The sequence below is a fragment of the Streptomyces sp. S3(2020) genome, from assembly GCF_013044505.1.
Classification (GTDB): domain Bacteria; phylum Actinomycetota; class Actinomycetes; order Streptomycetales; family Streptomycetaceae; genus Streptomyces.
The window spans coordinates 1-1,417 of record NZ_JABERD010000513.1 but is presented as its reverse complement, the minus strand read 5'-3'; the positions used below and the strand labels follow the sequence as shown (position 1 = coordinate 1,417).

The following is a 1,417-nucleotide window of genomic DNA, read 5'->3' as shown; positions in this document are numbered from 1 at the left end:
ATGCGGGCCTGGGGGGTGCCGGGCGGCGGGGAGTAGGTCACGGCAAATCCCTCTGGTTGGACGGATTTGTCCGAACCTTATGGTAAGTACGCCCTATGTCGCAGGCCGGGACGCTCGTACTGATCATGTCCATCGCGGTGCTCGCGCCCCTGCTGGCGTACGGGATCAGCCGGTGGCTCCCCGTGCCGCTCGTCATCTTCGAGATCGTGCTGGGCGTCATGGTCGGCCCCGATGCGCTGGGCTGGGCGGGGGACGGGGAGGTCATCGACACCCTGTCCAGCCTCGGGCTGACGATGCTGATCTTCCTCGCCGGGTACGAGATCGAGTTCGACAAGGTCCGCGGGGACACCCTCAGGCGCTCGCTGTGGGCGTGGGGGATCTCCCTCGCGGTGGGGCTCGGTGTGGCCTCGGCGCTGTCCGGCTGGTCGAAGGGCGTCTACATCGGTACGGCCCTGACCAGCACCGCCCTCGGCACGGTCCTGCCGGTCCTGCGCGACGCCGGCGATCTGCGCTCGCGGTTCGGCTCGGTGATGCTGGCGGTCGGCGCGGTGGGGGAGTTCGGGCCGGTCATCGCCATGGCGCTGCTGCTGAGCGGCCGTTCGCCGAGGGAGTCGACGGTGCTCCTCGCGGTGTTCGCGCTGCTGACGGCCGGCGCGGTGTGGTGGGCGATGCGGCCGCGGCCGCCGTGGTTCTCCCGGGTCGTCGCCAGGACCCTGCACAGCAGCGGTCAGTTCGCCGTACGCCTGGTCGTCCTGCTGCTCATGGTCATGCTCGGCATCTCCCAGGCCCTCGGCCTCGACACCCTGCTCGGCGCCTTCGCCGCCGGGGTGATCACGCGCCTGGTGCTGCACGGGGCGGCGCCGGAGAGCGCCGGGCCCGTGCTGGAGAAGGTCGAGGCGATGGGGTTCGGCTTCCTGGTACCGGTGTTCTTCGTGGTCACCGGTATCGAGTTCGACCTGGACGCCCTGCTGTCCGGCGGCCGCACGCTGCTGCTCCTGCCGGTCTTCCTGCTGCTGTTCCTCGTCGTCCGCGGTCTTCCGGTGTACGTCCTGGCGCCCCGCGATCTTCCGCGACGCGACCGGCGCGCGCTCACCCTCTTCGCCTCCACCGCGCTGCCGCTGGTCGTCGCCATCACCACGATCGGGGTCGAGGACAAGGTCCTGACGACACGGGAGGCGGCGGCGCTGGTGGGCGCGGGCATGCTGTCGGTGCTGCTGTTCCCGCTGGTGGGGCTGCGGTTGCGGGGGGAGCGGGCGGTGACGGGCTGCCGGAGCAGGTGCGGGGTGGCCCCGTCCACCGCGATGCGCAGGTCCTCGATCTCGTCGAGGGTGAAGTCCAAACGGGCCGCGAGGCCGGCAGTCGCCGTACGCAGCACCGACAGGTAGGCACCCGCAGCCGGCAGCCGGACTTCCACGAA

At 71.1% G+C, this 1,417-nt stretch carries 1 protein-coding gene; it reads left to right on the top strand.

Annotated features, from left to right (window positions below; translation table 11 throughout):
* Positions 1 to 95: 95 nt before the first annotated feature.
* Positions 96 to 1,385 (top strand): cation:proton antiporter, encoded by a 1,290-nt coding sequence (locus HLK59_RS50050; protein WP_171148337.1) that lies wholly within the window; start codon positions 96 to 98, stop codon positions 1,383 to 1,385.
* The last annotated feature ends 32 nt before the right edge of the window (positions 1,386 to 1,417 follow it).